This is a genomic window from Lysobacter enzymogenes (assembly GCF_017355525.1).
In the GTDB taxonomy this organism is placed as follows: domain Bacteria; phylum Pseudomonadota; class Gammaproteobacteria; order Xanthomonadales; family Xanthomonadaceae; genus Lysobacter; species Lysobacter enzymogenes_C.
The window spans coordinates 5416089-5440930 of sequence record NZ_CP067395.1 but is presented as its reverse complement, the minus strand read 5'-3'; the positions used below and the strand labels follow the sequence as shown (position 1 = coordinate 5440930).

The 24842-nt window shown below is 69.9% G+C and carries 23 protein-coding genes; 15 read left to right on the top strand and 8 right to left on the bottom strand.

The features are described from left to right. Positions 1 to 144 precede the first annotated feature (144 nt). The 3 genes from JHW38_RS22975 to JHW38_RS22965 all read left to right on the top strand — a co-directional run bounded on the left by JHW38_RS22975 (position 145) and on the right by JHW38_RS22965 (position 4202). Positions 145 to 2238 (top strand): NADPH-dependent 2,4-dienoyl-CoA reductase, encoded by a 2094-nt coding sequence (locus JHW38_RS22975; protein WP_207523599.1) that lies wholly within the window; start codon positions 145 to 147, stop codon positions 2236 to 2238. Positions 2239 to 2920: 682 nt separating this feature from the next. After that, positions 2921 to 3379 carry a cell wall hydrolase gene (locus JHW38_RS22970; RefSeq protein ID WP_074863946.1) on the top strand — a complete coding sequence of 153 codons (459 nt, stop codon included), beginning with the start codon at positions 2921 to 2923 and terminating at the stop codon, positions 3377 to 3379. A gap of 211 nt (positions 3380 to 3590) precedes the next feature. After that, the gene (locus JHW38_RS22965; RefSeq protein WP_207523598.1) at positions 3591 to 4202 is read left to right on the top strand and encodes a glutathione binding-like protein; all 612 of its coding nucleotides are present in this window, start codon (positions 3591 to 3593) and stop codon (positions 4200 to 4202) included. A gap of 71 nt (positions 4203 to 4273) precedes the next feature. Here the strand turns inward: JHW38_RS22965 and JHW38_RS22960 are convergent, their stop codons facing one another. From JHW38_RS22960 to JHW38_RS22925, 8 genes are all read right to left on the bottom strand, one after another. Beyond that, positions 4274 to 4780, bottom strand: coding sequence for a hypothetical protein (locus JHW38_RS22960; protein WP_207523597.1), 507 nt, complete (start codon positions 4778 to 4780; stop codon positions 4274 to 4276). A gap of 269 nt (positions 4781 to 5049) precedes the next feature. Next, positions 5050 to 6201, bottom strand: coding sequence for a bifunctional 2-methylcitrate synthase/citrate synthase (gene prpC / locus JHW38_RS22955; protein ID WP_207523596.1), 1152 nt, complete (start codon positions 6199 to 6201; stop codon positions 5050 to 5052). A 172-nt stretch (positions 6202 to 6373) separates the two neighbouring features. Further along, a complete protein-coding gene (gene prpB, locus JHW38_RS22950; protein WP_207523595.1) occupies positions 6374 to 7261 on the bottom strand; it encodes a methylisocitrate lyase in 888 nt (295 codons plus the stop codon). Positions 7262 to 7509: 248 nt separating this feature from the next. Beyond that, complete coding sequence (locus JHW38_RS22945; protein WP_207523594.1) at positions 7510 to 8583, bottom strand: suppressor of fused domain protein; 1074 nt, start codon at positions 8581 to 8583, stop codon at positions 7510 to 7512. A gap of 150 nt (positions 8584 to 8733) precedes the next feature. Next, complete coding sequence (gene prpE, locus JHW38_RS22940) at positions 8734 to 10629, bottom strand: propionate--CoA ligase (RefSeq protein ID WP_207526478.1); 1896 nt, start codon at positions 10627 to 10629, stop codon at positions 8734 to 8736. A 199-nt stretch (positions 10630 to 10828) separates the two neighbouring features. Then, on the bottom strand, positions 10829 to 11509 hold the full coding sequence (locus tag JHW38_RS22935; protein WP_207523593.1) for a glycine zipper 2TM domain-containing protein: 681 nt from the start codon (positions 11507 to 11509) through the stop codon (positions 10829 to 10831). A 104-nt stretch (positions 11510 to 11613) separates the two neighbouring features. Then, the gene (locus JHW38_RS22930) at positions 11614 to 12306 is read right to left on the bottom strand and encodes an alpha/beta hydrolase (protein WP_207523592.1); all 693 of its coding nucleotides are present in this window, start codon (positions 12304 to 12306) and stop codon (positions 11614 to 11616) included. Positions 12307 to 12516: 210 nt separating this feature from the next. Further along, entirely contained in the window at positions 12517 to 12948 is a 432-nt protein-coding gene (locus JHW38_RS22925; RefSeq protein ID WP_207523591.1) for an OsmC family protein, read from the bottom strand. A gap of 351 nt (positions 12949 to 13299) precedes the next feature. Between JHW38_RS22925 and fusA the strand changes: the two genes are divergently transcribed. The 12 genes from fusA (at position 13300) to JHW38_RS22865 (ending at position 24816) form a co-directional block, all read left to right on the top strand. Then, a complete protein-coding gene (fusA, locus tag JHW38_RS22920; protein ID WP_207523590.1) occupies positions 13300 to 15348 on the top strand; it encodes an elongation factor G in 2049 nt (682 codons plus the stop codon). A 33-nt stretch (positions 15349 to 15381) separates the two neighbouring features. Then, on the top strand, positions 15382 to 16302 hold the full coding sequence (locus JHW38_RS22915) for a tetratricopeptide repeat protein (RefSeq protein WP_207523589.1): 921 nt from the start codon (positions 15382 to 15384) through the stop codon (positions 16300 to 16302). Between the two features lie 61 nt (positions 16303 to 16363). Then, entirely contained in the window at positions 16364 to 16795 is a 432-nt protein-coding gene (locus tag JHW38_RS22910; protein ID WP_242691052.1) for a DUF4087 domain-containing protein, read from the top strand. Next, the gene (locus tag JHW38_RS22905; protein WP_207523588.1) at positions 16792 to 18051 is read left to right on the top strand and encodes a mechanosensitive ion channel family protein; all 1260 of its coding nucleotides are present in this window, start codon (positions 16792 to 16794) and stop codon (positions 18049 to 18051) included. Before JHW38_RS22910 ends, JHW38_RS22905 begins: the two co-directional genes overlap by 4 nt. 147 nt (positions 18052 to 18198) lie before the next feature. Then, positions 18199 to 19653 carry a hypothetical protein gene (locus JHW38_RS22900; RefSeq protein ID WP_207523587.1) on the top strand — a complete coding sequence of 485 codons (1455 nt, stop codon included), beginning with the start codon at positions 18199 to 18201 and terminating at the stop codon, positions 19651 to 19653. A gap of 106 nt (positions 19654 to 19759) precedes the next feature. Further along, the gene (locus JHW38_RS22895; protein ID WP_207523586.1) at positions 19760 to 20152 is read left to right on the top strand and encodes a thioredoxin family protein; all 393 of its coding nucleotides are present in this window, start codon (positions 19760 to 19762) and stop codon (positions 20150 to 20152) included. Between the two features lie 148 nt (positions 20153 to 20300). Beyond that, a complete protein-coding gene (locus JHW38_RS22890) occupies positions 20301 to 20936 on the top strand; it encodes a LysE family translocator (protein WP_207523585.1) in 636 nt (211 codons plus the stop codon). A 113-nt stretch (positions 20937 to 21049) separates the two neighbouring features. Then, a complete protein-coding gene (locus JHW38_RS22885; RefSeq protein ID WP_207523584.1) occupies positions 21050 to 21796 on the top strand; it encodes a tellurite resistance TerB family protein in 747 nt (248 codons plus the stop codon). Positions 21797 to 22084: 288 nt separating this feature from the next. Beyond that, the gene (locus JHW38_RS22880; RefSeq protein ID WP_207523583.1) at positions 22085 to 22615 is read left to right on the top strand and encodes a hypothetical protein; all 531 of its coding nucleotides are present in this window, start codon (positions 22085 to 22087) and stop codon (positions 22613 to 22615) included. Positions 22616 to 22866: 251 nt separating this feature from the next. Beyond that, on the top strand, positions 22867 to 23619 hold the full coding sequence (locus JHW38_RS22875; protein ID WP_207523582.1) for a hypothetical protein: 753 nt from the start codon (positions 22867 to 22869) through the stop codon (positions 23617 to 23619). Then, on the top strand, positions 23616 to 24344 hold the full coding sequence (locus tag JHW38_RS22870; RefSeq protein ID WP_207523581.1) for a hypothetical protein: 729 nt from the start codon (positions 23616 to 23618) through the stop codon (positions 24342 to 24344). Before JHW38_RS22875 ends, JHW38_RS22870 begins: the two co-directional genes overlap by 4 nt. Positions 24345 to 24360: 16 nt before the next feature. Further along, positions 24361 to 24816, top strand: coding sequence for a PIN domain-containing protein (locus JHW38_RS22865; RefSeq protein ID WP_207523580.1), 456 nt, complete (start codon positions 24361 to 24363; stop codon positions 24814 to 24816). Positions 24817 to 24842: the final 26 nt, after the last annotated feature.

Genomic DNA, 24842 nt, shown 5'->3' with positions numbered 1-24842 from the left:
GGTTTGCACGCGCTGCGCTGCGAAAGTGCCGGTCGGCTCCGGCGAAACCCCGCACGCGCCTGCCGGAACCGACGTTTCCCGCTTGAATTCCAGGGCTTTTCCCGGCATCGTGCGCAATCCATACGCCAGCGTATCCAGCCAGCAATGACCACGGCCGCTCCGACCGCTCCCGCCTCCGCCGCATCCGCCGACGCCGGCCCGCATCCGCTCTATCCGCACCTGTTCGCGCCGCTGGACCTGGGCTTCTGCACCCTGCCCAACCGGGTGCTGATGGGTTCGATGCACACCGGGCTCGAGGACAAGGCCGCCGACTTCCCCAAGCTGGCCGCGTATTTCGCCGAGCGCGCCGCCGGCGGGGTCGGGCTGATCGTCACCGGCGGCTTCGCGCCGAACATCGTCGGCTGGCTCAAGCCGTTCGGCGGCAAGCTCAGCTGGCCGTGGGAAGCGGCCAAGCACAAGCAGGTGACCCGCGCCGTGCACGAGCACGGCGGCCGCATCTGCATGCAGATCCTGCACGCCGGCCGCTACGGCTATCACCCGCTGCAGGTCGCGCCGAGCAAGCTCAAGGCGCCGATCAACCCGTTCACTCCGCGCGCGCTGTCGGCCGGCGGGGTCGAGCGGCAGATCAAGGCCTTCGTCAATTCGGCGCGGCTGGCGCGCGAGGCCGGCTACGACGGGGTCGAGGTGATGGGCTCGGAGGGCTACCTGCTGAACCAGTTCACCGTGCCGCGCACCAACAAGCGCCGCGACGGCTGGGGCGGCGAAGCCGCGCAGCGTTACCGCTTCAGCGTCGAGATCGTGCGCCGCATCCGCGAGGCCTGCGGGCCGGACTTCATCATCGTCTACCGGCTGTCGATGATCGACTTGGTCGAAGAAGGCTCGACCTGGAGCGAGGTCATCGCCCAGGCCCGCGCGATCGAAGCCGCCGGCGCCACCCTGATCAATACCGGCATCGGTTGGCACGAGGCGCGGGTGCCGACCATCGCCACCTCGGTGCCGCGCGGCGCGTTCACCGGCATCACCGGGCGGCTCAAGGAGGAAGTGCGGCTGCCGCTGGTGACCACCAACCGCATCAACATGCCCGACGTAGCCGAACGCATCCTCGCCGAGGGCGACGCCGACATGGTGTCGATGGCGCGGCCGCTGCTGGCCGACCCGGAGTGGGTCAACAAGGCGCGCAATCGCCGCGCCGCCGACATCAACACCTGCATCGGCTGCAACCAGGCCTGCCTGGACCACGTGTTCGAGAACAAGCACGCCAGCTGCCTGGTCAACCCGCGCGCCTGCGCCGAGACCGAGCTCAACTACCGCCCGACCGCCCAGCCCAAGCGCGTGGCCGTGGTCGGCGCCGGCCCGGCCGGCATGGCCTGCGCGACGGTCGCGGCCGAGCGCGGTCATACCGTCACCTTGTTCGACCGCGCCGCGCGCATCGGCGGCCAGTTCAATCTGGCCAAGCGGATCCCGGGCAAGGAGGAGTTCTACGAGACCCTGCGCTACTTCGCCGGCCGGATCGAACAGACCGGGGTCGAGCTGCGCCTGAACACCGAGGCCGACGCGGCCGCGCTGGCCGGGTTCGACGAGATCGTGCTCGCCACCGGCATCCGCCCGCGTGCGGTCGACTTCCCCGGCAGCGACCACGCCAAGGTCTGCACCTATCTCGACGTGCTGCAGGGCCGGGTCGTGCCCGGCGCGCGCGTGGCCATCGTCGGCGCCGGCGGCATCGGCTTCGACGTGGCCGAATTCCTGGTCCACGACGGCGCCCATTCCGGCGACGACGCCCCGCATTACCCGGACCCCGCGCAATGGCGCGCCGAATGGGGCGTGGACCTGGACTACGCCGACAACCGCGGCGGCCTGACCGCGCCGCGGCCGACCCCGCCGGCGCGGCAGGTGTGGCTGCTGCAACGCAGCGCCGGCAAGCCCGGGGCGAAGCTCGGCAAGACCACCGGCTGGATCCATCGCGCGACCTTGAAGGCCAAGCAGGTGCGCATGCTCGGCGGGGTCGAATACGTCGGCGTCGACGACGAAGGCTTCCACATCCGCATCGATGGCAGCGAGCAGGTGCTGCCGGTCGACCAGGTGGTGATCTGCGCCGGCCAGGAGCCGTACAAGCCGCTGGCCGAAGCGCTGGCCGGCAGCGGCCAACCGGTGCACGTGATCGGCGGCGCCGACGTCGCCGCCGAGCTCGACGCCAAGCGCGCGATCGCGCAGGCCAGCCGGCTCGCAGCGCAGCTCTGAGCCGCGCATCCACACATATATATGTATGTGTGGATTTGCCCCTGTAGGAGCGACGCGAGTCGCGACTGCGACAACGCAACTGCGCCGCAGCTTTCATCGTGGTTGCGTTGTCGCGGTCGCGACTCGCGTCGCTCCTACAGGGGGCCATCCCGGGCGCTCGCCCCACCCCCGACCGGATTCTGTAGGGCCGTCTGTGACCGCTTACCCCAATCGGTGGGGTTCGCTTGACCGTCATGGCCCGAAATCCCACCCCAACCCGAGTCCACCGTCGCCCGGAGACGCCAAACCACCCTCCCCGACTTTGCTGAACCGGCTCGCTCACACAAGGGCGAGACGAGGTCGGCACGCTTCGTGCCGGCACAAAGCCTTTCAGAACCAAGCACCTAGCGCCTGTTCAGAATAAAAACTCCAACTAAATTAGAAACTTGGATTTAGCCGTTCAGTGTCGGTTTGGATTCGCGTCGCTACCGTTCGCCGACTTTTCCGCCGCCCCCTGCAGAGGCGGCACCCACCACCGCCCCGGGCGCTCATTTGCCCCCGGTCCCGGTGACGGGGCAAAAGCGCGCCGCTAGAGCCGCTGCCCTCCCCAGTACGCCATGTCGGCCTCACCGCCGTCCCTTTCCTCCGTTGCGGAGGATGGACGGCCCAGTGCGGCCCGACGCAACGGAGCAAGGAGTCCGATATGAAACTGGCTTGGATATTGTGGCTGGCCTCCGTGCTTCCGCCGCAGACCGCCGATTCGCTGTGCCTGAGCACCACCGTTTACCTGGAAGCCCGCGACCAGTCCCAACGCGGCCAACAAGCTGTCGCCGAGGTGGCCCTGCGCCGCCGCGACAGCGGCCTGTGGGGCGACACCGTCTGCGAGGTCGTCACCGCCAACAAGCAGTTCGCCCCGACCCTGGTCTCGCCGGGCACCCGCCTGAGCAATTCCGAGGCCTGGGCCGAGTCGGTCAACGTGGCCCTGGCCGCGGAGCGCAACTGGGCGCTGCCGGCCGGCCAGCGCAAGGAGATCGTGCCCGGCGCGAGCCACTTCGCCGCGCACGCGATCGCCAGCCCCTCGTGGCGCAACGCCTATCAGGTGGCGACGATCGGCGATCACACGTTCTACAAGGTGCAGGCGCTCAAGCCGCGGCGCGGCTGAGGGAAGCCAAAGCGGGGTTAGGGGTTAGGGGTTAGGAAACTGGAGATCTTCGCGTCTTCCAGTTCGCCCCAGTCCACAGTCCCCCACCCCCGCTTTCCTACCCCGCTCCATCTCCCCGCTCCACACCGTAACGCACCGTTGCACCCACCTCCTTGAGCATCCCCTGGAGACCGGCGATAGTCGCCGGCCCACTACCAGAGGGTCGCCACCCATGAAGCTCTACAGCAAGCCCGGCGCGTGCTCCACCGCCGACCACATCGCCCTGCAATGGACGGGCGGCGCGTTCGAAGTCGAAATCCTCGACAAGGACACGATGAAGGCGCCGGCGTATCTGGCGATCAATCCGGCCGGCGCGGTGCCGGCGGTCGTCGACGGCCCGTTCGTGCTGACCCAGAACTCGGCGATCATGGGCTACATCGCCGACACCTTCCCGCAGGCGCAGTTGGCCGGCGACGGCAGCGCGCAGCAGCGCGCCGAAGCCGCGCGTTGGCTGGCGTACTGCAATTCCGACATCCATCCGGCGTTCGTGCCGATCTTCTCGCCGGGCGCGTTCCATCCCGATCCCGCGCAGGCCGATGTCGTCCGCCAGACCGCGCGCGAGCGCGTGCGCAAGCTGTACGCCGCGGCCGATCAGCGCCTCGCCGATCGCCAGTGGCTGGCCGGCTTCCGCAGCTACGCCGATCCGTATCTCTACATCACCCTGCGCTGGGCCGCGGCGACCAAGGTCGACCTGTCGGGCTACGAGGACCTGGCCGCGTTCAAGCAGCGCATGGAAGCCGATGCCGGCGTGCAGGCTGCGCTGAAGGCCGAAGGCATCGCGTAAGCGCGTACGCACGATCAGCCGGCCCTTGCGCTGCGGCGGAAGGGCCGGCTTTTTTGTTTGCAAGTTCGACCTCAGCCGTTGGCGGCGAACTGCGCCTCGATCTGCGCGGCGACGTCGTCCTTGCGCGCCTTCGCCAGCGCCGCGCTGAGCTCCGGCAACACCGCCGCCAGTTCGTCGCTGCTGCCGCAGCGCTCGATCTTGAGCTGGAGGAAATAGCCGCGCAGCCCGAGGTGGTCGCGCACCGCTTCGCTCATCAGCGAGTACAGCGCCTGATAGCGTTGCGCCGGCGCCGACTGCGCCGAAGACGCCGTTTCGGCCGCCGCCGCGCGCGCCGGCGCCTGCGCCGCGAGGCTCGCGGCCACCGCGGCCGACGAAGCGATCAAGCCCATCTGTTCCAGTTGCTCCAGCGCGTCGGCCGGGCCGTGCAGGCTGGCGGACAGCTCGCGCAGGTGGCGCGCGCTGCGTTCGCCGTCGACGATCAACAGGATCGAACGCAGCATCGGCGGCAGCTTGCGGGTGCGGTGTTCGATTTCGTCGCGGCCTTCGTTGGTCTTCGCCGGAACGTCGCTGTCGCGCATGGTTCTTCCTCGTGCTCGATGCTTCCGTGTCGCCGCGCCGCATCCGGGCTTCGCGCCGCGTCTCGAACCCGCCGCATGCCTGTCGGCACCGGACTATGCCACTGCGCCGCGCATGCGTTCTGTGTCGCATTCGACGTTAGCCGCAAGCGGACCGCAGTCAACCACGCACGCTCGCGGCGGCGTTTCGCGCACGAAAAAGGCCAGGCTCGCGCCTGGCCTTTTTGCCGTTCGTCCTGCGTTCTAGGCGCCGCGCGGGCGCCGGACGCAGGTCAGCGCTTCTCGATCGGCACGTACTCGCGATCTTCCGGCCCGGTGTAGTTGGCGCTGGGGCGGATGATCTTGCCGTCCTCGCGCTGTTCGATCACGTGCGCGCTCCAGCCGGTGGTGCGGGCGATCACGAACAGCGGCGTGAACATCGGCGTCGGGATGCCCATCATGTGATAGGCCGAGGCCGAGTACCAATCCAGGTTCGGGAACATCTTCTTGCTGTCCCACATCAGGTTCTCGATGCGCTCGCTGACGTCGAACAGGGTCTGGTTGCCGCCGTCCTTGCACAGCGCGCGCGAGATTTCCTTGATGATCGGGTTGCGCGGATCGCCGACGGTATAGACCGGATGGCCGAAGCCGATGACGATCTCCTTGCGTTCGACCCGGGCGCGGATGTCGGCCTCGGCCTCGTCGGCGTCGCCGTAGCGCGAGATGATGTCCATCGCCACTTCGTTGGCGCCGCCGTGCTTGGGGCCGCGCAGCGCGCCGATCGCGCCGGTGATGCACGAATGCAGGTCCGAGCCGGTGCCGGCGATGACGCGGGCGGTGAAGGTCGAGGCGTTGAACTCGTGCTCGGCGTACAGGATCAGCGACTTGTCGAGCGAATCGGCCAGCAGCTGGCTCGGCGGCTCGCCGTGCAGCAGGTGCAGGAAGTGCGCGGCGACCGAATCGTCGTCGGTCTCGCAGTCGATGCGGCGGCCGTTGCGGGTGAAATGCCACCAGTACAGCAGCATCGAGCCGAAGCTGGCGATCAGGCGGTCGGCGATGTCGCGCGCTTCGCTGGCCGGATGGCCTTCGCGCTCGGGCAGCACCGTGCCGAGCACCGAGCAGCCGGTGCGCAGCACGTCCATCGGGTGGGCGTTGGCCGGCACCAGTTCCAGCGCGTCGGTGACGATCGCCGGCAGGCCGCGCAGGCGCTTGAGCTTGGTCTTGTAGGCCTTGAGCTGGGAAGCGGTCGGCAGCGCGCCGTGGACCAGCAGGTGCGAGACTTCCTCGAAGGTGGCCTTGGTCGCCAGGTCGTGGATGTCGTAGCCGCGGTAGTGCAGATCGTTGCCGCTGCGGCCGACGGTGCACAGCGCGGTGTTGCCCGCGGCGGTGCCGCTGAGGGCGACGGATTTTTTCGGCTTGGGCAGGGTCGATGCGGTATCGCTCATGGTCCTTCCTCTAAAAGAATTGTCTTCTGTTCCCTCTCCCGCTTGCGGGAGAGGGCTAGGGTGAGGGCGCGCGACTTCTGGCTTGCGGCGCTGGCTTGAAGTTTCGCTTGCCCTCATCCGGCCCTTCGGGCCACCTTCTCCCGCAAGCGGGAGAAGGAAAAACTAGGGAATCTCAGCCGCCGTTCTTGGCGAACAAGGCGTCGAGCTTGCTCTCGAACGCGTGGTAGCCGATGCGGTCGTACAGCTCCGCGCGCGTCTGCATGCTGTCGACCACGTTCTTCTGGTGGCCGTCGCGGCGGATCGATTCGTACACGTTCTCGGCGGCCTTGTTCATCGCCCGGAACGCCGACAGCGGGAACAGCTGGATCGCCACGCCGGCCGAGGCCAGCTCCTCGCGCGAGAACAGCGGGGTCTGGCCGAACTCGGTGATGTTGGCCAGCACCGGCACCTTGACCGCGTCGACGAAGCGGCGGTAGGTCGCCAAGTCGTAGGCGGCCTCGGCGAAGATGCCGTCGGCGCCGGCTTCCACGCAGGCGACCGCGCGTTCGATCGCCGCGTCGACGCCGTCGACCGCGATGGCGTCGGTGCGCGCGATCAGGAAGAAATCGGGATCGGTCTTGGCGTCGGCGGCGGCCTTGACCCGGTCGGCCATTTCGCCGGCGGAGACGATCTCCTTGCCCGGACGGTGGCCGCAGCGCTTGGCGCCGACCTGGTCCTCGATGTGGCAGGCGGCCGCGCCGGCCTTGATCAGCGACTTGACCGTGCGCTCGATGTTGAACGCGCTCGGACCGAAGCCGGTGTCGATGTCGACCAGCAGCGGCAGGTCGCACACGTCGGTGATGCGGCGCACGTCGATCAGCACGTCTTCGAGCGTGTTGATGCCCAGGTCCGGCAGGCCCAGCGAACCCGCGGCGACGCCGCCGCCGGACAGGTAGATGGCGCGGTAACCGGCGCGCTTGGCCAGCAGGGCGTGGTTGGCGTTGATCGCGCCGATCACCTGCAGCGGCGATTCGGCGGCGAGCGCGGCGCGGAACTTGGCGCCGGCGGAAAGCTGTGACATCTGACGGACTCCGGGTGGCCCGGGCGGGGCGATCCGGCCATTTTAACCCGCGGCGTGTGTCGGCCGGCGGCGCGGGGGTATGGAGGGCGGCGGGCCGAGCAGACTGAATGCGCAAAGTCCACCGGAGCTGGCCGCGGTCCGGCGCAAGCGCATCGGGTCAGCAGACCCTGCAACCACAACGCCGCGGCCTTCGGGCGCAACGGCCTGCGCCAAGGCCTCCCGGCCCTTCCCTCAGACCGCCGCCGCGCTCACCGCACCTGCACCTGCAAGGCCGCGAACCCGTCGACTTCGTACACCCCCGCCTGCGCCCGCAGTCGCGACACCAGACTGCGCAGCGCCCGCTCGTCCAGGCGCAGATGCAGCACGCCGTCGGCGACCAGCGCCTCGTTGCCGCGCAGCGCCGGCTCGAACACCACCCGCGCGTCCGGCCCGATCACGCTGAAGGCGTGGCCGAACGGCAGCCGCAACGGCAGCAGCGCCAGCAGTTCGCCGATCTGGCGCGCGCTCAGCGCCAGCAGCGTGGTCGGCGCGCGCAGCAGGCGCTTGCGCTGTTCCCAGCCGACGTGATCGGCGTAGATCGTGCCGACCGACGAACCGTCGCGCGCCGAGCCTTCGGCCAGACGCGCGGCGATCTCCGGATCGCTCAGCAGCGAACCGCGCTCCAGGTCGGTGATCCACAGCGGCAGGCTGTCGTGGAAGACCTCCAGCACCTTCAGCGTCGACCAGCGCTTGAGCGCGAACTCCTCCTCGTTGGTGAGTCCGACGATCTGCAGGAATTCGAAACGCCCGTTTTCGCTGTCGACCGGCGCCAGCTCGGGATCCTGGACGAAGGCCAGCGCGCGGATCTGGCTGTCGCTGTCGGCGGCGATCGGGCCGCCGGCGCTGAGGTAATGCCCGGCATGGAATCCGTGGCCGCTGTCGAACACGTAGCGCGCCAGGTTCTGCAGGAAGTTCAGCGCCCAGCGCGGCGGTTCCTCGGCGTCGTCGGGATTGGCCAGGCGGAAGGTCAATTCGAAACCGTAGCCGCTGATGTCGGCCTCGTCGCTGCGCTTGTCGAACAGCTCGCTGAAGCCGTAGGTGACGAAGTGCCAATGCGGCAGCGGGGTGATGCGCTTGTACGCGCTGATGCCGGGCAGGATCGCGTCGGAACCGGGCGGCTGGCTGGAATGCCACGGCGACTGGCGCGGATAGACCCGGCTCAAGGCATGGTTGATGGCGTCCCAGCCAGGAGCGCCGGCTTCGCCCGGACGCCCCTCGACGCGGTGCGCCGCGGCGGGATCGGACTCTGCGGCGGCGGTGACGGATGGGCTGGAGTACTGCATTGCGCGCTGGCCTCGCTGGATCGAGGGCGGGTCGCAGCCCACCCGTTGCCGCGATGCTAACGCCGTCGCAGAAAAATCGCGTCAACAGCGATGTTGCGCGGGCGAACGCTTTCGCTCGCGTTCATGCTCGGCCGACGCACGCGCAGCGCTTCAGCCGCCCGCATCGGCGCCGCGTTCGAGCGCGCGCCGCACTTCCTCGAGCGCGCCGGGATCGTCGAGCGTGGACAGATCGCCGGGGTCGCGGCTTTCCGCCAGCGCCTGGATCGAACGCCGCAGCAGCTTGCCCGAGCGCGTCTTCGGCAGCGCGGCGACCACGTAGACGCGCGCCGGCCGCGCCACCGCGCCGAGCTGGCGCACCACGCAGTCCTGCATGCCCGCGGCGACCGCGCCCGGGTCGAGCGCGTCACCGGCCTTGAGCGTGGCGAACACCACCGGCACCTGGCCCTTGAGCTCGTCGCGCACGCCGATCACCGCCGCTTCGGCGACACTGGCGTGGCTGGCCACCGATTCCTCGATCTCGCGCGTGCCCAGGCGATGGCCGGCGACGTTGATGACGTCGTCGGTACGGCCGAGGATGAAGGTGTAGCCGTCCTCGTCGCGGATCGCCCAGTCCAGCGAGCTGTACAGGCGTTCCTTGAAGTGGCCGAAGTAGCTGGCCAAAAAACGCGCATCGTCGTTCCACACCGTAGTCAGGCAGCCCGGCGGCAGCGGCGGCACGATGACCAGCACGCCTTTCTCGTTCGGCCCGACGTCGCGGCCGCTGGCTTCGTCGATCACCCGCAGGTGATAGCCCGGCATCGGCAAACCCGGCGAACCGAACTTGACCGGCTTCAGGTCCAGCCCCGGCATCAGCGCCAGCACCGGCCAGCCGGTTTCGGTCTGCCAGTAGTTGTCGATGACGGTCTTGCCGATGCCGTCGGTGATCCAGTGCGCGGTCGGTTCGTCGAGCGGCTCGCCGGCCAGGAACAGCCAGTGCAGCTTCGACAGGTCGTGCTTCCTGAGCCAGGACGCGTCCTGTTTCTTCAGCACGCGGATGCCGGTCGGCGAGGAGAACATGGTGCGCACGCCGTAGCGCTCGCAAATGCTCCACCACACGCCGGGGTCCGGGTTCGTCGGCAGGCCTTCGTACAGCACCGAAGTCGCGCCGGCGATCAGCGGGCCGTAGACGTTGTAGGAATGGCCGACCGCCCAGCCCACGTCGGAGGTCGAGAACATCGTCTGGCCGGCGCGGATGTCGTAGATCGCCCACATCGACAGCGCCAGCGCGACCGCGTAGCCGCCGACGTCGCGCTGCACGCCCTTGGGTTTTCCGGTGGTGCCGGAGGTATACAGCAGATAGCTGGGCTCGTTCGATTCCAGCCATTCGACTTCGACCTGCGCGCCTTCGTGCTGGACGCGCAGAGTCGCGTAATCGACATCGCGGCCGGGCACGACGGCATGGCCCGGGTCGAGGCCGCGGCCGACGATCAGCACGTGCGGCGGCGGCGATTGCGCTTCTTCGCAGGCCGCGTCGACCAGCGGCTTGTACGGGATGATCTTGCCGCCGCGCATGCCCGCATCGGCGCAGATCAGCAGCTTCGGCGTGGCGTCGTCGATGCGCAGCGCCAGGTTGTGCGCGGCGAAGCCGCCGAACACCACCGAGTGGACCGCGCCGATGCGCGCGCAGGCCAGCATCGCGAACACCGCTTCGGCCATGTTCGGCATGTAGATCACCACGCGGTCGCCGCGGCCGACGCCGAGCGCGCGGATCGCGCTGGCGAAGACGTTGACCTCGCGGTGCAGCTCGCGATAGCTCAGCTCGCGGGTCTGCCCGGTTTCGCTGGACACCGTCGCCAGCGCGAGTTGGTCGCCGCGCTCGTCGAGGTGGCGGTCGAGCGCGTTGTAGCAAAGATTGGTTTCGCCGCCGGCGAACCACTGCCGGAACGGCGGATCGGAATAATCGAGGATGCGCTGCGGCGGCGTGCGCCAGTAGATCGCCTGGGCCTGCTCGGCCCAGAACGCTTCGGGCTGCTCGATCGAACGGCGGTGGAATTCCTCGTAACGCATGCGGTCGGTCTCGCGGGGCATCCATCCGCAGGCTAGACCAAGCGGCGCTCGCGGTGCGTTACGACGATGGTCTAGGCGCGGCCGAAGCGCCGACGCGCGCCGCAAAACGAAAGACGCCGGAGCCTCGCGGCCCCGGCGTCCCACCGGCGCGGGCGGCGCCCCGTTCCTGCGCGCCCGCCCCGATTCCCTGCCCGCCCGTTCAGTCCGGACGCACGTCCACGCGCACGCGGATGCGGTCGCCGGGGTTGTGGTCGGTGCGGGTGCGATAGGTCTTGCCGGCGTATTCGTAGGTGACGTCGTACGCGGTCACGCTGCGCTGCTCGTTGGCGTAGCCGTTGTTCGGCACCGGGTCGCAGACCCGCACCGAGCCGGTGCGCGGCGGTTCCTGGCTGCGCTTGTTCTGTTCGTAGATGCTGCGGCCGGCCATGCCGCCGACCATCGAGCCGATCGCCGAGGTGGCGTAGCGCGCGCTGCCGCCGCCGACCTTGCTGCCGAGCACCGCGCCGACGATGCCGCCGACCACGGTCGCCGCGGTGCGGCCGCCTTCGGTGCCGACGCTGCGGCGCTGGCTGCCGTATTGATCGTAATAGCCGTCGTTGTTGCTGTAGCCGTCGCCGTAGTAGTCGCTGCCGCCCTGGACATAGGTCGGGCGTTCGTAGCAGCGCGGCGCGCTGACCGGCTGGGAATAGGTTTCGAACACCGGGTCGACCCGCACCACGCGGGCGAAATCGACTTGCGAGCTGTAGCTCGTGGAGCCGGTGTTGTAGTTGTTGTAATTGCCCGAATACGCGCCCGAACCGGACGGATACGACTGCGCCGAAGCGATGCCGGTGGCGGCGGCCAGGGCCAGGCCCAGGACGGTGACGAGCGAGCGGTTCATGGCGGGGCTCCCAGGCGCCGGAGTGGCGCGAAGCGGATCGTCGGTCCGATGCGGTCAACCCGGGCTGAATGCGGCCGGACCCGACGGCGATGTCAAAAATTCGTTTACCTCGCCGACAGCCAGTCCGCCGCCTGCGCAGCGGCGCGCGCGGCGTCGCGGCCGAGCAGCGGGCCGACATGGCTGCCCGGCAAGGCGATCAGGCTCGCGCCGACCGCGGCGGCGAACCGTGCCGTGGTTCGCGGATCGACGTCGGTGTCGCCGTGGCTGGCGATGCACAGGCAGGGGCAATCCGGGCGCGGCGCGTCGATTCCGCCCACAGCCTCGCTCAGCACCGCGCCGGACTCGTCGCGCCAGCGCCGCAGCGCGTACAGGGTCGCGGCTTCGTCGGCGTCGGGCATGGCGCGGCGGGTCGAGGCCAGCCGCGCCTCGCGCTGCCACGGCACCCGCGCCGGCCACGTCCGCGCCGGCGCCTCGCCCGCCCACGGCGCCGGCGGCAGCGGATTGACCAGGACCAGGGCGTCGGCGAGGTCGCCGCACAGCCACGCCAGCAACCCGCCGAGGCTGGCGCCGATCGCCGCGCGCGGGCGCGGCAGCGCGGCCAAGGCGGCGCGGGCCTGTTCGCGGTAGTCGGCGAGCGTGGTCGCTTCCAGGCCGGCCGGCGACGGTTGCAGGTCCGGCGCGCGGGTGTCTATGCCGCGGGCGTGCAGCGCGTCGCGCCACAGGTTCCATTCCCACGCGCCGGCGCCGGCGCCGTGGAGCAGCAGGGCGTAGCGGATGGGGGTGTCGGCTGGCGGCATGCGGAGACGTTGTTGGGCGGAGCGACTGTAGGAGCTGCGCAAGCTGCGACAAACGAAGCGGTTTGATACCACCGAAGCGGCCGAAGCCGAAAGTCCGTGAGCGCCAAGAGGTTCGAGCGCTCGCGGGCTTTCGGCTTCGGGTAGCGGCGCTTGCGTGCACCGCTGCGGTTGTCGCGGCTCGCGCCGCTCCTACAGGTAGCTGCGGCCGGATTACAGGAGCGTGGCTTCCAGGCTCACCGGCACCGCGCTGAGCGCTTTCGACACCGGGCAATTGGCCTTGGCGTCCTCGGCGATGGCCTGGAACTTGCCCGCGTCGATCCCCGGCACCTGCGCCTTCACCTTGAGCCGGATCTGCGACAGGGTCGGGCCGCCTTCCATCGACAAGTCGACTTCGGCGCGGGTATCCAGGCTGGCCGGCGGATGCCCGGCTTCGGTGAGCTTGGCCGACAGCGCCATGGTGAAGCAGCCGGCGTGCGCGGCGGCGATCAGCTCCTCGGGATTGGTGCCCTTCTCCTCGCCGAAGCGGCTGTTGAAGCCGTAGCGGGTGTTGTCGAGCAATCCGCTCTGCGGCGTGCTGAGCCGGCCCTGTCCGTTCTTGAGATCGCCTTCCCAATGCGCGGTGGCGTGACGCGAGATACCCATGGTGTGCGGCTCCGTTGCTGAGGGGCGGGTAGCGTAGCGGCTGGGGAGTTAAGAAATAGAAGTGAGCGCGCAGAAGCGAGGTGTGAGCTGACGCAGAGGGATCGCCGTCCGCTCCCGCTTACGCCTCGCTGCTGCACGCTCGCTCCTGGCTCGATGCCGCGCCGCAACACAGCAAGCGCGACCCAGCACACGGTATCGCGGTCCACACTTGACCGACTCCGCGCCCTGCGCGAGCCTGTCCTCCCGGCCCCCGCCGGCCCGCCATGACCGCCCGCCGAGCGCCACGCTCGGGCGCGCAGCGCGGACAGCCATGACGGCCTTCCGACCCTAGCCTCAGGGAGAAGTCCGCTCATGTCCTACAGCACAGAACAAATCCGCAACGTGGCCTTGGCAGGCCACCCTGGCGCCGGCAAAACCACTCTGTTCGAAGCCCTGCTGCACGCCGGCGGCGCAGTCCAGACGGCAGGCACGATCGAACGCGGCAGCACCGTGTCCGACTTCGATCCGATCGAGAAACAGCGCGGGCATTCGCTGGATTGCGCGATCGCCTGCACCGATCACGGCGGCATCCACGTCAATCTGATCGACACCCCCGGCTACCCCGACTTCCGCGGGCCGACGCTGTCGGCGCTGGCCGCGGTGGAAACCCTGGCGGTGGTGGTCGACGCCGACACCGGCGTGCAGTACGGCACCCGCCGGATGATGGAGCACGCCAAGGCGCGCGGCCTGTGCCGGGCGATCGTGGTCAACAAGATCGACCACGACGGCGCCGACGCGGCGCGCGTGCTCGCCGACATCCGCGAGACCTTCGGCGCCGAATGCCTGCCGCTGAACCTGCCCGCCGACGGCGGCAAGCGCGTGGTCGACTGCTTCGCCAGCGCGAGCGGCGACAGCGACCTCGGCGCGGTCGGCGACTGGCACCAGAAGATCATCGATCAGGTCGTGGAGATCAACGAAACGGTGATGGAGCACTACCTCGACCTCGGCGAAGGCGGCCTGTCCGGGCAGGAGCTGCACGACGCGTTCGAGCAATGCCTGCGCGAAGGCCATCTGGTGCCGGTGCTGTTCTGCTCGGCGCGCAGCGGCGCAGGCGTGCAGGAATTGCTCGATACCACCGAACGCCTGTTCCCGCATCCGGGCGAAGCCAATCCGCCACCGTTCGCGAAAGGCTCCGGCGACGACGCCCAGCCGATCCAGGCCACGCCCGACCCCAAGGCCCACGTCATCGCCGACGTGTTCAAGATCGTCAACGATCCCTTCGTCGGCAAGCTCGGCGTGTTCCGCGTCTATCAGGGCACGGTCAGGAAGGACACCCAGTTGTTCGTCGACGACGGCAAGAAGCCGTTCAAGGTCGGGCATCTGTTCAAGCTCAAGGGCAAGGACCACGTCGAGATCGAACAGGCCGTGCCCGGCGACATCGCCGCGGTGGCCAAGGTCGACGAACTGCATTTCGACGCGGTGCTGCACGACAGCCACGACGAGGACCACATCCATCTGGCGCCGCTGAATTTCCCGCGGCCGATGTTCGGTCTGGCGGTGGAGGCGGCGAGCAAGGGGCAAGAGCAGAAACTGTCCAACGCCTTGCACAAGCTGGCCGAGGAAGACCCCTGCTTCCACGTAGAACACGAGGCCGAGACCAACGAGACCGTGATCCGCGGCCTGTCCGACCTGCACCTGCGCATCAACCTGGACCGGCTCAAGGACAAGTACGGGGTCGAAGTGAAATCGCGGCCGCCGCGGATCGCGTATCGCGAAACCGTCGCCGGCCGCGCCGAAGGCCATCACCGCCACAAGAAGCAGACCGGCGGCGCCGGCCAGTTCGGCGAGGTGTTCCTGCGCATCGAACCGCTGCCGCGCGGCGGCGGCTTCGAGTTCGTCGACGAGGTCAAGGGCGGCACCATTCCGGGCCAGTTCCTGCCGGCGGTGGAGAAAGGCGTGCGCCAGGTGCTGCACGACGGCGCGCTGGCCGGCTATCCGATCCAGGACGTGCGCGTGGTCGTGTACGACGGCAAGTACCACAGCGTCGACAGCAAGGAAGTCGCGTTCGTCGCCGCCGGCAAGAAGGCGTTCCTCGACGCGATCGGCAAGGCGCGCCCGCAGGTGCTGGAACCCATCGTCGACCTGGAAGTCAACGTGCCGGAGCAGCACATGGGCGACATCAGCGGCGGGCTGGCCAGCAAGCGCGCGCGCATCAACGGCACCGACAGCGTCCGCGGCGGCGAGATCGTGGTGCGCGCGCAGGTGCCGCTGTCGGAACTGGAAGGCTATGCCGCCGAACTGAAATCGGTGACCGCCGGACGCGGGCGCTATTCGCTGGATTTCAGCCATTACGAGCCGGTGCCGCCGACGGTGCAGCAGAAACTGGTGGAGGCCTACAAGCCGCGGCATGAGGAAGACTGATAGTGTGCGCGGGTTTGCTTACGGGCCCGCCGCATGACCGCTTCCGATCCGACCGCCTACGACCTGCGCCGCGCCAGGGTGCTGCTGGCCCTGGCCGAACGCCGCCACTGGCGCGGCGACGCCGACGCCGCGCTGCGCGATTACCGGCGCAGCGCGGCCGCCGATCCGGGTTGGGCGCCGCCGTGGTTCGGCATCGGCCTGCTGCATAAGGAACGCGGCGAATGGCCGCAGGCGCTGCAGGCCAACCGCGCCGCGCTGGAGCGGCGCGACGCGCACGAAGGCGCGGCGTGGAATCTCGGCATCGCCGCGACCGCGCTGCGCGACTGGAGCGCCGCGCGCGAAGCGTGGCAGCGCTTCGGCATGAACGTGGAGGCCGGCGACGGCGAACCGGACATGAACTGCGGCCGCGCGCCGGTGCGGCTGGACCCGCACGGCCGCGGCGAAGTGGTCTGGTGCGACAGGCTCGATCCGGCGCGCGCGCGCATCCGCAACGTGCCCTTGCCCGACAGCGGCCACCGCTACGCCGACATCGTCCTCAACGACGGCGCGCCGAACGGCACCCGCCGCAGCGGCGACCGCGAGTACTCGGTGTTCGACGCGCTGGAGCTGTGGCAGGCCTCGCCTTACGCGACGTTCGAGGCCTGGATCGAAACGCCGGACGCGGACAGCCTGGACGCGCTGGTCGAACGCGCGCACCGCGACGACGGGCAAGCCGAGGATTGGACCGGCAGCGTGCGCCACATTTGCCGGGCCTGCTCGCTCGGCGATCCCGACGCCGGCCACGACCATCCGCCGCTCGACCAGGACGCGGACGGCCACGGCGCGCGCTGGATCGGCCTGGCCGCGCGCGACGAAGCCGGGGCGCGGGCGATGCTGGACGACTGGCTTCACGCCCATCCCGCGGCGCGCCTGCTGGAATTCCGGCTGGCGCTGGCGGCTGGGGCGGAGGGCTGAGCGCGCAGGACGACGCGACGCACGCGCGGGCTACCATGGCCGCAACTCACGGAGAACGCGCATGACCCACAACGGACGTCCCCCGCTCTCGCTGCGCATGCGGTTCCCGCGCATGGCTTTCTCCGTCGCCGCTGCCTTGCTGGCCGGCGCCGCGCTCGCCGCGCCGCCGAAGCCGGAAACGCGCTGCGGCTGGTTCATCAACCCGACCCCGGGCAATGCCTGGCTGATCGATCCCGATGCGGAATGGACCGTGGGCATCCAGGGCGGGCACCAGGCCGAAGGCCCTTGGCCGGCGCCGCCGTCGAAGAAGGAATGGGTCGCGCACGAAGGCGACGACCGCGGCTACGGCTACGGCTGCGCCTGCTTGAAGGTCGTGACCGGCCCCGACCACAACATCGCCCGCATCCTCTCGGCCAAGGGCAAGCCGCTGGCGCAATGCCGCCGCGACCGCGCCCTGACCAAACTCGAACCGGACTACAGCACCGACCGATGAGCGCCGCCACCGCCCCCAAGCCGCCGCTGGAACACGATCCGGAGCTGGCCGAAGTCGTCTCCGACGCCATGGACGTGGTGTCGAACCCGACCGACCTGCTGGTCGCCCTGCTCGCGCTCAGCGTCGCGGTCGCGATCGGCGTGCTGGCCACGCGCAAGCTCAAGCAGAAGCTCGGCCATCAGCGGCCGGTGCTGTCGACCTTGGTCGAATACCTGTGCACGCCGGCGCTGACCTTGCTCGTGCTCGGCGGGCTGAGTCTGTTCGGCGGCTCGTTCGACAATCCGCTGATCGGCCTGGCCGGCACCTTGCTGTTGCTGTTCCTGGTCATCCGCGTTTTCGGCGCGGTGGTCGAGCTGCTGTTCCGCCCGACCCTGCCGCTGAAGATCATGCTGCGCGCGGTGACAGTGGTGGCGTGGCTGACCTTGGTGGTCGCGGTGTTCGTCGACCGCAGCCAGACCCTGGCCAAGCTGTACGGCGCCAGTTTCGAGTTCGGCGGCGTCAAGATTTCCAGCCAGGGCCTGATCGGCGGCCTCATCAGCGGCGTGGTCATCGCCATCGTCGCGCTGTGGGGCGACAAGAGCGTGACCAAGCTGCTGCGCCGCAGCCGCACCCTGCAGCCGAACTTCATCCTGGCGCTGTCGCGCATCTTCAGCGTGGCGATCTGGATCGCCGCGACCCTGACCATCTTCGCCGTCAGCAACATCAACATCACCGCCCTGGCCGCGTTCGGCGGCGCGCTCGGCATCGGCCTGGGCCTGGGCCTGCAGAAGCTGGCGGCGAGCTACATCAGCGGGCTGATCGTGCTGTTCGAGCAATCGGTGCGGGTCGGCGACAACATCGTCAGCAACTCGGTGTCCGGCCGGGTCACCCGCATGACCGTGCGCTACACCATGATCCGCACCCGCGACGGGGTCGAGGCGATCGTGCCGAACGATCTGCTGACCAACAACGTGATCGTCAATCAATCCTGGTCGGACCGGAACCTGCGCCTGGTCTGCGGCGTGCTGGTCAAGGGCGACGCCGACCTGAGCGTGGCGCGCGAGCTGTTCGTCGCGGCGATGAACGCGCAGCCGCGGGTGCTGCAGGAGCCGGCGCCGCACATGTACATCACCGGCGTCAACGACAAGGGCATCCAGCTCGACGGGCATTTCTGGATTTCCGATCCGGAGAACGGGCAGAACAACGTCGCCTCGGACATCTACGACGCGGTGTTGGGGGCGTTCCGCAAGCACGGGATTCAGCTGGTCGCGCAGTAAGCCCCGCAGTTCGCGGCGACTGAGACCGCACAGGCACACAATGGCACGCCATCGGGCCGCGGACGGCCCGCATGGTCCATCCCCGCATGGCCCATGCAAGCGCTGGCCGCGCATGTCCTGCCTGCTTTCCCAAGGAACCGTACCCGCATGAAGCCGATCGTCCCGCTGAGCCTGCTGCTCGCCGCCGCCCTGCCGCTGCCGTCGTTGGCCGCCGAGCAATGGGTCGACGGCGAGTTCGTGATGATGACCGCCGAGAACTGTCAGCTCGAACCGAATCTGGACAGTTGCTATGCGCGCACGCCGGCGCTGGCGGAGCAGACCATCGACCGGCTCGCGCGCATGGGCGCGAAGCATTTCCTGTTGCCGTCGCTGCGGGCGGCCGATCTCGACCGGCTGGCCAAGCCGATCAAGGACCGCGGGCTGGACTTCTACACCTACGAAGGCTGGGCCTGGAAAAGTTCGAAGAAGGGCAACGAAGGCACCGCCGATTGCGCGACCTACCGTTCCGGCCGCGTCGCCGGCGAACTGCTGCCGCTCAAGGCCAAGTACGGCGCCGCGTTCGCCGGGCTGCACTACGTCGACGAGCCCGGCGAGGCCGATATCGGCCATGTCGGCGGCCTGACCCAGTGCGTCAAGTCCGACCCGCAACTGGCGCAGATGAAGATCTTCATCAACCTGCTGCCGCTGTTCGCCAACAACGACTCCTACGTGTCCGGCGCCAACCCCAGCCACCTCGACCCGCCGCAGTACGGCGTGGACTGCGCCAGCGGCGCGGTCGACAACGGCAAGTTCAACGACATGGTCGTGCGCTACTCCGCTTACGCGCAGAACATCGCCGAAGCGGCGCGGCCGGACTATCTGGCGTTCAATTTCTATCCGTTCGTGCCGTCGTTGCAGAACTGCACGGTCGCGCGCGACCGCTTGCTGGCCTGGAACATGTCGATCGTGTCCAACATCGCGCGCAGCCGCGGCCAGGTGCCGGTGGCGTATCTGCAGAACGCCAAGACCACCAAGGCCGTCGCCAACGGCGATCCTTTCGACTACGCCAATTTCCACAAGCTGCGCTGGTACGCGAGCTGGTTCTACGCGTTCGGCGGCCGCGGCCTGGCCAACTACGTCAGCCACAGCGTCTGCCTCAAGGAAGCCAACGACACCCAGGCGATCGTCGGCGGTTGCCGGCCGGCCGATACGATGGGCCTGATCGACCAGGACAACCAGCTCACCCCGCTCGCCAGCGATCAGACCAGCCTGCACGGTTTCTCGCGCCAGGCCCAGGCCGAACTCGCGGCGTACGCCTACCGCGGCTTCGTCGACAACAAACTGTCGGTGCAGACCGGCGAACTGGTAGGTTGGATTTCCAACGACCAGGTGCTCGCCGGCGAGTACGGGCTCGGCACCGATGCGCGCGCTTTGGTGTTCTTCGCCCGCCGCAACCCCGACGCCGCGGGCGCGGCGACGATCGGGTTGAACAAGTGGTGGGTCAAGGTCGAGCAATACGATTTCGACGCCGGACAGTGGCGGGTGGTCGGCACCAGCACCAACCGCATCGACGTGGCGCTGGACGCGTTCCCGGGCGCGCTGTACCGACTGTCGGCGCAGTAAGCGCAGCGCGTCGTGGCCCGCGGGCGCGCGGCCGCAGGCGCACCGACGGGACACAGCGTCCGCCGGACGGCGCGCCCGCCGCGCGCCTGCGCAGTAGCATGGCGCGATGAGCGAAATCGCCCACCCGCGCTTCTTCTGGCAGTTCCCGATGCAGTTGGTCCGGCACCCGCGCCTGGGCGAGTTCCTGCCCGACGACGGCCATCTGCGCATCCTGTTCCTGTGGGGCAAGGACTGTCCGAACTGCGACATCGCCAAGGGCCAGATGCTGCTCGCGCAGGAGCGCTTCAGCTGGCCCGACGTGGAGTGGCTGCACGACAACGTCTACGAGGATCCGGCGATGGCCACGCACTTCGGCCTGCACGGGATTCCGGCGTTCCTGGTGTTCCGCGGGGCGAAGAAGCTCGGACGGATCGGGCAGTGGCCGGGCACCGAGGCCTTCGTTGCGGCGATCGAGAAGTTGCGCCAGGGCGACGCGGTCGCGGCGACGCCTTCGCCGTAGCACGGGCGTGCAGGCGCAGTCCCTGGCTGCGCGAACTCCACCGATCGATCCGCGGTAAACCGTCGTCCTGCCGCAACCGTCCCGTCCCGCTTGGCGCCGCTCTCGGCCGGGCGCAGACTTCACTCCGCCTCTCTCAAGCCCCTACGCCATGTTCGACGCCGCCACCCTCGCCGCCTACCTCGTCGCCGCCGCCGTGCTGGTGTTCATACCAGGCCCCGGCACCGCCTGGATCGTCGCCCAGAGCGCCGCCGGCGGCACCGCGCGCGGCATCCAGGCCGCGTTCGGGCTGGAAACGGCGACCCTGATCCACGCCCTGGCCGCGGGCCTGGGCCTGTCGGCGCTGCTGGCGACCTCGGCGCTGGCGTTCGAGGTGCTCAAGTACGCCGGCGCGGCTTATCTGATCTGGCTCGGCCTCAAGGCCTGGCGCGGCGGCCCGGCCGCGGCGGCCGACCCGGAAGCCGCAGTCGAACCGCCGGCGCGGGTGTCGGCGCGCCAGGTGTATTTGCGCTCGGTCATGACCGGCGTGCTCAATCCCAAGGTGGCGCTGTTCTTCCTCGCCTTTCTGCCGCAGTTCGTGCATCCCGAGCGCGGCATGGTGTGGTTGCAGTTCCTGGTGCTCGGCGCGTTGCTGGCGATGATCGGGCTCAGCAACAGCCTGATGCTGAGCTTCGCCGTCGGCCGCTTCGGCCGCCGCTTCGGCGCCGGCGGCGGGCGCTGGAAGGAACGCCTGACCGGCAGCGTGTTCATCGCCCTGGGCCTGCGCCTGGCGGTGCAGCAACGCTGAGCGGCGCTTGAATCCGGGCTTTACGCGCGCGCCGCGGCGGCGCCGGGCGGCTTGAACCGGGGCCGGCGCAGCCACAGGTCGGAGATTCACGACCTCGAACCGGAGCGCCGCGCATGAAGACCCAAGGCTTTCTCGACCAGTTGCTGAAAACCGCCCAGAACAGCCTCGGCGGCGGCGGACTGGGCGACCTGCTCGGCGGCGGCAACCCGCTGGCGCGCAGCGAACCGCAGCGCGGCCCGCGCGAGGACAGCCAGCGCAGCGACGACAAGCGCGGCGGCCTGCTCAACGCCGACTTCGGCAAGGGCGCGCTCGCCGGCGGCGCGCTCGGCCTGTTGCTGGGCAACAAGAAACTGCGCAAGCACGCCGGCAAGTTCGCCCTCGCCGGCGGCGTGGCCGCGGTCGGCGTGCTGGCCTACAAGGCCTACGGCGACTACAAGCGCCAGCAGGAAGGCCCCGGCGCGGCCGAACCGCGCACCGTCGACCGCCTGCCGCCGCCGCAGGCCGAGCTGCACAGCCGCGCGATCCTGCAGGCGCTGGTGGCCGCGTCCAAGGCCGACGGCCACATCGACGCGCGCGAACGCGAAGCCATCGAAGGCGAGTTCGTGCGCATCGACGGCGATACCCAACTGCGCTCGTGGCTGCACGCGGAGCTGGAAAAGCCGCTGGATCCGGCCGAAGTGGCGCGCGCCGCGCAGACCCCGGAAATCGCCGCGGAAATGTACCTGGCCAGCCTGCTGGCGGCGGACGAACAGAACTACATGGAACGCGCCTATCTCGACGAGCTGGCGCGCCAGCTCAAGATCGACGAGGCGCTGAAGGCGCGGCTGGAGCAGCAGTTGCGCGACGCGCAGCAAGGCTGAGCGCAGGCGCGCGATCGCTCCGCGGCGCCGTCGATGCGGTCCGCGGCGGGAACCAGCGGTGGCGGCCGGACTTCGCGTCGGGGCGGCCGCTTCCGGCTTCGTGCCCTGCCGCTTCGTAGCAGCCGACTTCGTGCTCCCGGCTTCACGCGCCGCCGCTTCGCAACACCCGGCCTCGCCACCCGCCGCTTCGTGACCCTCTGCGCGTTCCCCGCCGCCGCGTTCGCCAGCGCCGCGCGCAACCGTTAGCATCGCCGACGGCGCCGACCGGCGCGTCCGCGGATGGCCGACATGCGATTGCTGATTCCCGCCCTGCTCGCGCTGACCTTCGTCGGCTGCTCCTGCCAACGCCACGCCGGCGAAACCGACGACGCCGCCGCCACGACGCCGGCCGCCACGCCCGCGCCGCAGGCCGTCAGCGGCCCCAGCGCCGCCGAACTGCGCGCGCTGGCCATCGAGAAAAAGCGCAACGAGGCCATGAGCGAGGCGGTCGACACCCTGCACCGCTATCTGCAGCGCATCGGCGCCGGCGAACCCGAAGAAGCGGGCAAGTTCTGGGGCTACCAGCGCGCGCCGCGCGGCAACGAGGAATCGGATCTGCGCACGCTGAAGAATCTGCGCGCGTTGAAGATCGAGAACCAGGCGCCGGAGCCGCTGGACAAGGAGCCGGTGCCGGAACTGCTGCGCATTCCGGTGGAATTGCGCGCGACCCTGGAAGACGGCGAGAACCGCCGCTACAAGGGCTGGTATCGGCTGCGGCGCAATCAGGTCGAGCAGCGCTGGGAGTTGACCGGCGTGCTGGTGGCGGCGACGTTGCAGTAAGCCCGGACGGGCTGCGGGGCGTTTCGGCACGAGCGGGAGGGTTCGTGGTCGCGGCTCGCGCCGCTCCTACAGGGGCTGCGGATACTGCGTCGCTTTTTGCAGGAGCGGCGCGAGCCGCGACCGCGGACGCTCCCGCCACTTCGAACCCCACCCCAACGGCACGCCAAACCGCGAACGCCGCCGCCGCGCCCCGCGCCTTACACTGCGGCAATCTCGCGCTCCGGCGCGCCCCGGTTTTCCAGGATTCCGCCATGCGCTCATCGCCCGCCCTCGCCCTCCTGACCGCCGCGATGATCGCGGCCGCGCTCGTCGCCTGCGGCGGCAAGGACCCGGCCGCCGCCGGCGACGGCCAGGCGTCGGGCGATCCCTCGACGCTGCCGGCGCCGGAAGGCGGCCGCGGCAGCATCACCGGCATGCCCAACGCCGGCGAGCCCGGCCAGACCGGCGCGCCGGCGGCGACGACGCCGCAACTCGACGAGAACGGCAATCCGCTGCCGCCGGCCGACCCGAATGCGCCGCCCGCGACCGATCCCAATGCGCCGGCCAGCCCGGCCGACCCGGCCGCACCGGTGCCGGCCGCGAACGATCCGGCCGCCGTCGATGCGGCCGGCGCCGCCACGCCCGCCGGAGAGCCCACGCCGGAAGACGCGGTCGCGGTGGTGCGCGACTACTACGCATCGATCAACGCCCATCGCTACGAGCGCGCTTATGCGCTGTGGTCCGACGGCGGCCGCGCCAGCGGCCAGGACGCGCAGCAGTTCGCCAACGGCTTCGCCCAGACCGCCGGCGTGTCGGTGGAACTGGCGCCGCCGGGCCGGGTCGACGCCGGCGCCGGCCAGCGCCATATCGAAGTGCCGGTGTCGATCACCGCGACCCAGCGCGACGGCAGCCAGCGCCGCTACGTCGGCGCCTACACCTTGCGCCGCGCCGTGGTCGACGGCGCCAGCGCCGAACAGCGCGCCTGGCGCATCGCCAGCGCCGACATCCGCGAACTCAAGCCGTGAACGCCGCTCGCCCGGCGCTCGCCGTCGCGCTGACGCTGCTGGCCGCGTGCCAGCGCGAAGCGGCGGCGCCCGCAGCGCAAGCGCCTGCGCCGAAAACGCTGGCGCCTGCCGCCGCCGCCGCGCGACCCGGCGACGCATCCGTGCGGCCCGCGCTCGCGCCGGCGACCGACTACGTGCTGCCGGGCGCGCTCGCGCCCGACATCGGCATCGAACAACTGCGCCAGCTGTTCGGCGCCGACAACGTCGCCATCGACGAGCATCTGCCCGGCGCCGAAGGCGAAGAATTCCGCGGCGTGCGCCTGTTCGCCGACGACCCGTCGCGACGCGCGCGCCTGTACTTCCAGGACAGCCAAACCCTGCGCGGCCTGTCGCTGGCGGTGGTCGACGACGCCGGGAGCCGCTGGCGCCTGGACAACGGCATCAAGATCGGCCTGCCGCTGGCCGATCTGGCGAAACTCAACGGCAAGCCGCTGCGTTTCTACGGCCTGGACTGGGATTACGGCGGCATCGTCAGCGACTGGAACGGCGGCGCGCTCGCGCCCAAGGACGGCGATCCGCTGCGCCGCAACGCGCGCCTGAGCCTGGCCGAGGACGCGCCGGCGCAAGCCGCGGTGCCGATCGGCGACGGCGAATTCTCCAGCGACGACAAACGCTATCCCAAGCAGGGCGCGTTGCTGCGGGTCGGCGAACTGAGCGTGTCGTTCCCCGGCGAGGACGACCTGTGACGCCGCGGCCGCGCGCATGAGCGGCGCGCCGCGCATCGTCCTGGACAGCAACGTCTGCCTGGACCTGTTCGCGTTCCGCGATCCGGCCGCGGCGCCGCTGCTGCAGGCGTTGCGCGAAGGCGCGGTCGCCGCGGTCACCGATGCTGAGTGCCGCGCGGAATGGCAGCGCATCCTCGACTACCCCAAGCTCGCGCTCGACGCCGACCTGCGCGCGTCGTGCCTGCGCGACTACGACCAACTGTTGCGGCCGTTCGCCGGCGTCGCCGCCGCCGACGCCGCGCCGCTGCCGCGCTGCGCCGATCCGGACGACCAGAAATTCCTGGAGCTGGCCCAGGCCGCCGGCGCGCGCTGGCTGCTCAGCCGCGACCACGCGCTGGTGGTGCTGGGCCGGCGCACGGCGCGCGCGGGCTTGTTCGAAATCATGACGCCGCGGACCTGGGTGGCGCTCAACGCGTTCCGTTCGCCGCAGTGATCGCCGCTCCGCCCGGCGCCCGCATC

Excerpts from the sequence above, each read along its gene's own strand:
- JHW38_RS22975 (WP_207523599.1), top strand. The coding sequence starts at position 145 with ATGACCACGGCCGCTCCGACCGCTCCCGCCTCCGCCGCATCCGCCGAC.
- JHW38_RS22970 (WP_074863946.1), top strand. The coding sequence starts at position 2,921 with ATGAAACTGGCTTGGATATTGTGGCTGGCCTCCGTGCTTCCGCCGCAG.
- JHW38_RS22965 (WP_207523598.1), top strand. The coding sequence starts at position 3,591 with ATGAAGCTCTACAGCAAGCCCGGCGCGTGCTCCACCGCCGACCACATC.
- JHW38_RS22960 (WP_207523597.1), bottom strand. The coding sequence starts at position 4,780 with ATGCGCGACAGCGACGTTCCGGCGAAGACCAACGAAGGCCGCGACGAA.
- prpC (WP_207523596.1), bottom strand. The coding sequence starts at position 6,201 with ATGAGCGATACCGCATCGACCCTGCCCAAGCCGAAAAAATCCGTCGCC.
- prpB (WP_207523595.1), bottom strand. The coding sequence starts at position 7,261 with ATGTCACAGCTTTCCGCCGGCGCCAAGTTCCGCGCCGCGCTCGCCGCC.
- JHW38_RS22945 (WP_207523594.1), bottom strand. The coding sequence starts at position 8,583 with ATGCAGTACTCCAGCCCATCCGTCACCGCCGCCGCAGAGTCCGATCCC.
- prpE (WP_207526478.1), bottom strand. The coding sequence starts at position 10,629 with ATGCGTTACGAGGAATTCCACCGCCGTTCGATCGAGCAGCCCGAAGCG.
- JHW38_RS22935 (WP_207523593.1), bottom strand. The coding sequence starts at position 11,509 with ATGAACCGCTCGCTCGTCACCGTCCTGGGCCTGGCCCTGGCCGCCGCC.
- JHW38_RS22930 (WP_207523592.1), bottom strand. The coding sequence starts at position 12,306 with ATGCCGCCAGCCGACACCCCCATCCGCTACGCCCTGCTGCTCCACGGC.
- JHW38_RS22925 (WP_207523591.1), bottom strand. The coding sequence starts at position 12,948 with ATGGGTATCTCGCGTCACGCCACCGCGCATTGGGAAGGCGATCTCAAG.
- fusA (WP_207523590.1), top strand. The coding sequence starts at position 13,300 with ATGTCCTACAGCACAGAACAAATCCGCAACGTGGCCTTGGCAGGCCAC.
- JHW38_RS22915 (WP_207523589.1), top strand. The coding sequence starts at position 15,382 with ATGACCGCTTCCGATCCGACCGCCTACGACCTGCGCCGCGCCAGGGTG.
- JHW38_RS22910 (WP_242691052.1), top strand. The coding sequence starts at position 16,364 with ATGACCCACAACGGACGTCCCCCGCTCTCGCTGCGCATGCGGTTCCCG.
- JHW38_RS22905 (WP_207523588.1), top strand. The coding sequence starts at position 16,792 with ATGAGCGCCGCCACCGCCCCCAAGCCGCCGCTGGAACACGATCCGGAG.
- JHW38_RS22900 (WP_207523587.1), top strand. The coding sequence starts at position 18,199 with ATGAAGCCGATCGTCCCGCTGAGCCTGCTGCTCGCCGCCGCCCTGCCG.
- JHW38_RS22895 (WP_207523586.1), top strand. The coding sequence starts at position 19,760 with ATGAGCGAAATCGCCCACCCGCGCTTCTTCTGGCAGTTCCCGATGCAG.
- JHW38_RS22890 (WP_207523585.1), top strand. The coding sequence starts at position 20,301 with ATGTTCGACGCCGCCACCCTCGCCGCCTACCTCGTCGCCGCCGCCGTG.
- JHW38_RS22885 (WP_207523584.1), top strand. The coding sequence starts at position 21,050 with ATGAAGACCCAAGGCTTTCTCGACCAGTTGCTGAAAACCGCCCAGAAC.
- JHW38_RS22880 (WP_207523583.1), top strand. The coding sequence starts at position 22,085 with ATGCGATTGCTGATTCCCGCCCTGCTCGCGCTGACCTTCGTCGGCTGC.
- JHW38_RS22875 (WP_207523582.1), top strand. The coding sequence starts at position 22,867 with ATGCGCTCATCGCCCGCCCTCGCCCTCCTGACCGCCGCGATGATCGCG.
- JHW38_RS22865 (WP_207523580.1), top strand. The coding sequence starts at position 24,361 with ATGAGCGGCGCGCCGCGCATCGTCCTGGACAGCAACGTCTGCCTGGAC.